At 42.5% G+C, this 6,153-nt stretch carries 3 protein-coding genes; all 3 read right to left on the bottom strand.

The genetic code is table 11. The features are described from left to right. A partial coding sequence (locus tag NJ959_RS24475; RefSeq protein ID WP_254014363.1) for a PAS domain S-box protein occupies positions 1-3,526 on the bottom strand: 3,526 nt, incomplete at its 3' end. Positions 3,527-3,761: 235 nt separating this feature from the next. After that, entirely contained in the window at positions 3,762-5,441 is a 1,680-nt protein-coding gene (locus NJ959_RS24470) for a DUF4335 domain-containing protein (protein WP_254014362.1), read from the bottom strand. A gap of 36 nt (positions 5,442-5,477) precedes the next feature. After that, complete coding sequence (locus NJ959_RS24465; RefSeq protein WP_254014361.1) at positions 5,478-6,065, bottom strand: DUF3038 domain-containing protein; 588 nt, start codon at positions 6,063-6,065, stop codon at positions 5,478-5,480. Positions 6,066-6,153 lie beyond the last annotated feature (88 nt).

Below are 6,153 nucleotides of genomic sequence, written 5' to 3'. Positions count from 1 at the left end.
GATAAAGTCCGTTGTGAATTAAGGCTTTCCCCATCCTTATATCCGCTGTACTATTATCTGTGAGATAACCGACTTTAAAAGTTATTTCACCTCTATCTGTAAATTTAACTGCATTACCGAGAAGATTGATTAAAACTTGGCGTAACCTTCTTTCATCGCCGGAAACTATTATGGGAAGGGGAGAAATCGGTTCAAAATTAAAGGATAGATTTTTTTGTTCAGCACGAATCCCGATCATTTCGATAATGCCTTCCAGAAAATGGGGAAATTGGAAATCACTCACAGAGAGTTCCATTTTTCCTGCTTCAACTTTGGAGAGATCTAAAATATCATTGAGAAGAGTCAATAAATGTTGACCACACTGTTCAATTACTTCTAATCCTTGATGTTGTTTAGTACTGAGATTAGGTTCTCTTTTGAGGATTTGAACGTATCCTAAAATACCATTTAAGGGGGTGCGTAATTCGTGGCTCATATTAGCAACAAATTCACTTTTGGCATTATTAGCAGCTTCTGCTGCACTTCTAGCTTCTTCCAAGTGAAGATTTTTTTCAGCTAATTGTTGGTTGGTTTGAGTTTCTTGCTCTAATAATTGGCTTTGGGCGATTGCAATTCCTACTTGATTGGCAAGTTGGCGCAATAAATCGATTTCAAAATCTTGCCAATGTCTAGAATTATTACATTGATGAGTTATTAGTAAACCCCAAAGAGTTTCTCGCTGGAGAATGGGTACTATTAAATAGGCTCTCACACCAAAAGGTTGCAATAGTGCGATATGACAGGGTTGTAATCCTCCCTGTAAAATATCTGCGATCGCAGATATCCTTCCCTGGCGATACTTCTCTAGGTAAGTTTCAGCAAAGCAAGGATCGTGGATAGTTTGTCCGGCCATTGATATCCAGTCAAGAACGACAGCTTCAGTAACAACAGTTCCTGTTCCATCTAACATTAATTGGTAAATAATTGCTCTGTCAACTTGGAGAATTCTTTGCACTTCGGTAACGGTAGTTTGCAGAATTTCTTCAAGCTGTAAAGACTGCCTAATTTTCAGGGTAATTTCTGCAAATAGTTGCTGTTGTATAGTTTTACGATGTAATTCGGCTTCTGCTTGTTTCCGTAAGCGAAGCTCATTATAAACATCGCTGATATCGGTATGAGTTCCAATCATCCGCACTACCTTACCACAATCATTCCGCAGTACCAAGCCCCGCGAAAATATCCAAGGAGTTGAACCGTTAGTGTGGAACATGCGAAATTCTAGCGTCCACTGAGATATTTTTCCAGCAAATAGTCGATCCATTTGGGTCTTTACACCAGGTAAATCTTCAGGATGAACCATACTCATCAACTCATCGAATGTGAGTTTATTCCCATCTGAAGGATAGCCAATTAGATTGAGAAATTGCGGAGAATAATAGCGCTCGTTAGTTTGAAAATTAATATCAAATAGTCCGCTTTCATTCGCATCAATTGCCAGGGCAAATCGTTCCTCACTTTCCTGTAATGCCTTTTTATCTTGTTCTCTTTTGGTAACATCTTGAGCCATTGATGCTGCTCCTAATACGTTACCCTGAGCGTCAATTAGCGGTGTATTATACCACTCGCAAATAATAATATCGCCCGCTTTATTTATATTTTCATTGCATGAGCGAGTACCGCCTTTGCCAGACCAAAGATCGTCGATAATTCTCCTGACATAACTCGAAGCACTTCCTGGTACAATTAGATCGAGTTTATGACCCATCACTTCATCCTTACTATAACCAAAAATTGCTTGTGCGGCAGAGTTCCACTCGACTATTTCTTCTCGATCATTCCATTCAATTACAGCCAATGGTGTTTGTTGAACTAAAAGTGCAAGGCGTTGCTGAGATTTGTGGAGATTTGCCTCCGCACGCCTGCGAATAGTAATATCACGGCCTTCAAAAATTAACAAGACAACTTGCCCAAATTCATCCCGTACAGGCTTAAGGGAAAAGTCAATCGTGGCAATATTATTTTGACTACCGATAAACTCTACTTCGTAACGAATAAAGTCACCAATAGCCGCTGCTGCAATTGTCTGTTTAATCTGTTCCTGAATTTCTGGGGAACTCCCCCACCATCGTGCTTCCCAAAAGGGATGATTTACCACTTCATCGGCTGCCATCTCCGCAAAATTTAAAGCGGTTTGATTTACTTCTAATACCGTACCATCTGGGGAAAGTAATCCAATAAATTGAAATGTTCCATCAAATATAGCCCGAAACCTTCGTTCACTTTCCCGCAAAGCTTTTTGAATTTGCTTATGTTGTACCACTTCAGCTAATAGTTGTCGATTCCCAGCTTTTAGCGCCTGGGTTCGTTCTTGAAATTGGGTTTGTAGTTCTTCATTTATCAGACGATATTTCACTTGAGTGGATTGCAATTCCTCTTCTGCAAAAGTCCGTTCATTTATTGCTCCTGCTAGGAGCATACTATTGATAGCCACAAAAATGATAAATATATCAAACTCTAAGATTTGTTGACTCAAATCACTGATTTCATTATGAGTCAACCCCCAAATACCCATGGCATATAAAATTAATATCCCTAGTACAGCGCCATCCTGACCAAATTGTATCGCAGCCCAGATGATAAAGGGGAAAGTCAGATATGGTAAAATATGGGTAAAATTAAATATTTTAAATTGGATATTAGAAAATAGGAAGCTAATCCCAACTTCATCAGCGGATAGGATCGTTCCTCTTTGTAGCACCAAACTGACAGTTATCAGTGAAATTAGCCAAACAAAAAATAGAGGATGTAATATAGTTTTGATTCTTCCGGATTGAGATTTAAGTTTTGAGCAAAAACTTGAATCTGATGAATCTGTAGTAAATATCGGAGATCCCCAAGTTAATATCGCTGACGTTACTACCATAATTGTCATGGCATTACTTAGCCAGCTAACTAACCAATTCATTCCCAAATTATCCCTACCAATCTCACCTCCCAGATATAAACTAATGACACTGATAGTAGTACCCACCAATGGCGATAAAATTACCATAGAGACAAAGAATCCCAAAACATCCCGCAAACGTGTCAAAGAAGGACAGATTTGCCATCGCTGTGCTAGAATCACACCCACGAGAACTTGCAATGTAAACCCGATTGCCCTAGCACAAGCAACAGTCCAAGGTATTCCTGCTAGCAAAGATAGAGTAAATTCTCCCAGCGCTACTCCTAATGAAATGGGGAGTGGGGAGTTGGGTAAATCTGATGTCGGGGCGAAGGATTTGGGGGATAACTCTTGTTGTTTAGCCAGGATTTGACTATCCAAATGCTTCGCCCTGAGTGGAGAAGGAAGATTATTATCTTTATTTGAGAGGGAAATCTTACGAGTATCTAATAACAAAATTACAGCTTGAATAATCCCTACTGAGAGGAATTCGGAGATTAATTTAGTCCCCCCAGTCAGCCAATCGCCTAATTTTGCTGCCCCAAGGTACACTAGAGTCAGGAGGATAACTTTGGTGAAGTATCCCCATATTGGATTTTGCATCAAATTCATCAGCTTCCTCCGATGAAAGACCTAGCCTAGCATAATATTTATGGTACAAAAGGCTAGATGGGATTGCTGAAGATTTAATGAAACAATAAGGAAATAACGAAGGGAGTAAAGCAAGCCGCTCGCACTAGCCAGAGTTATCACCCCGTCAGAACAAATATCAAGGTTTTTTCGCTTTAGCTTTAGGGGGCAGTTTCGTTAAATAATGCTGCAAGTCCTGTAAAAATATTCAATTATCCAAAAACGTTTCCACACTACCATCTGGATTCAAAACAACCCGAATTTGCCGATTATTACTTCCCTCTGGTGGAGAGACAAATCGCTGACCGATTGCTGGTATATTCGTGCGGTCTATGTAAATACTTGCGGCTTCTCCTAGAGGAATAATTCGTTCAATTGAGCCATCCAAACCTATCATTATACGATATTCCAACCGCTTTGTCAAGTCTGCTGGCGGTTTCCATCGCGACTGGAGATAGCTTCTCGCCTCAGCCACTTGAGGAGTCTGGTCAAATAGTCTACCTTTCGGTGGCGCACTCGTTGTTGCCGACTCTGGTGATGGCAAGGTTACTGGGGCTGTGGGGGAAATACTCCGGTTAGCAGTAGAAGATGCGATGTCGCCCGTCGCAATTTCAGGTGGAGAAGGGGATGTCTTTATACTGGGTAATTTTCGCAGTGACGGTGGCTGATTTTGAGGATTTTGGGCTTGATTCGAGAGGTTAGAGGGGACTTTCCGGGCAGGAGGTTGCCCAAGTGTGGGAACTTGTCTAGGGGGTGTATTTTGCCCAAGTGTGGGAACTTGTCTAGGGGGTGTATTTTGCCCAAGTGTGGGGACTTGTCTAGGGGGTGTATTTTGCCCAAGTGTGGGGACTTGTCTAGGGGGTGTATTTTGCCCAAGTGTGGGAACTTTTCCAGTCTGTACAGTTTGAGAAGCAGGTTGCCCACCCGGAATAGCAATACCTTGGCGTTGAGGGGCTTGATTTTGAGCTTGGGGGACTGGAGTTGAATTGGGGAGGGGAACCCCTGGCGGCTGTACTGGAATCGGTGGCAGAATTTTCGGTGCTAAAGCTATCGGAGTTGGTGTTATTGGAGTTGGCAGGGGAGAAGGCGGAGACGGGATTGGTGCTTGGGCAATGGTTGGTGTTGGAGTCGGCTGTTGAGCTTGGGGTGCTGCCGCTTGCTGAGTAGATTTAGGCTGATTCCGCCATTTCAGTGTAGTCGCGGTGACTCCTACCGCTAATATCATAGATGCTGCTATCCAAGACCAAGCAGGTGGAGTTTTGGGCTGACGAGTCTGTTTAAGATTGGGCAAAGCTACCATTTGAGTGGCATATTCATCCAAAGCAGTAGCTAAGTCAAACAGTTGCAGAACACTCAATTCTACAACAGGTCCCGATTCCTCATTAGCAAGTTGACCTAAAAATAAATTATGGCTAACTAAGCCTTTAGGTGATAAATAAATTTGTCCTGGGAATTTTCGCAGTTTGCTGGTTTCCGATTTAGAGTATAAATCTGGACTGTCATCTGACATATCTGCTCCTTCTGAGGAGGGAGAGATGACAGATTCCGATCTATTAACGGATAGAGTTAGAGTTAATAAATTCCCGAGACTTTCACCCTCCTCATTACCATGACTCATGAAATTTGACAAGGGTAATTGGCTCGACGAAGAAAGGAGAAAGTCCTGAACATAGGTAGTTACAGCATCGCACAATTTTTCTAACCCCGTGCGATCGCCCCGCACGCCAATCCGACTCTCATCTGATTTTCTCGGATCGTCAAACCGCAGTTCAAATTGTAAATCTTTTACCACAGATTGCCCCACCCAGCGAGACAGTGGTGAGCTTTTGGCTGTAATTTCTAGGGTGCATGTGGGTGGAGTGTAGCGTTTGATAACTGAGTTTGTCATTGGTTGTTGGTTATTGGTTATTGGTTATTCAAACAACTAAGATAACTTACCCAACAATGCCAGCCAGAGTCGGCGATGACCGTTGGGGCTACTATAAAATAGGAGATCGATTAATAATTTAAGCGCTAACTGATTTAATAAATTTGGCGATACATTTTCTCCTTCCTCCATACGATCCTGGTAGGTGTTGCTGAATTTGTCTAGGTAATCGCCTAACAAGGCGGCGCGGTGGGGTGGGCTATTTTGTTCCGCCATTTGTTCCAAAAGTGTCACAGCACGGCGGATTAACTCTTGATGCTGTTTCGCCAGATAGCAGATAATGAGAACTAGCGATCGCGCTTCTTCCACATCTAGCTTTTTGCGCCCTCCGGAACTTTTGCGCATGGGGTTAGACTGACGCAAACGCCACAATCCCACGCGATCTGATACCATTGACTCTAATTTTAAGTCAGTAGCAGCCTGAAGCATTTCCTCCGAGCCAATGCCTGCTAGGGCTTCTAGCCCCAGTAAAACCAAATCTAACTGGGTTTTTATATTATCCAGTTGGATTGAGTCTGGCGTAGAGCCTAGAGGTAAATCCTCTAATAGGTTAGTCGATGGTAGCGTCTTGAGGGTAGATCGCATAACTTTAGGGTAAGGAATTTATGGGTATTGCCGGGATTCAGTTACCTATTTTGAAACAGGTTAGGGGCTGGGCGTTAGAGGTTAGGGG

It is taken from the genome of Limnofasciculus baicalensis BBK-W-15 (assembly GCF_024178385.1).
Classification (GTDB): Bacteria; Cyanobacteriota; Cyanobacteriia; order Cyanobacteriales; family Coleofasciculaceae; genus Limnofasciculus; species Limnofasciculus baicalensis.
This window is presented reverse-complemented; position numbering and strand designations above follow the sequence as displayed.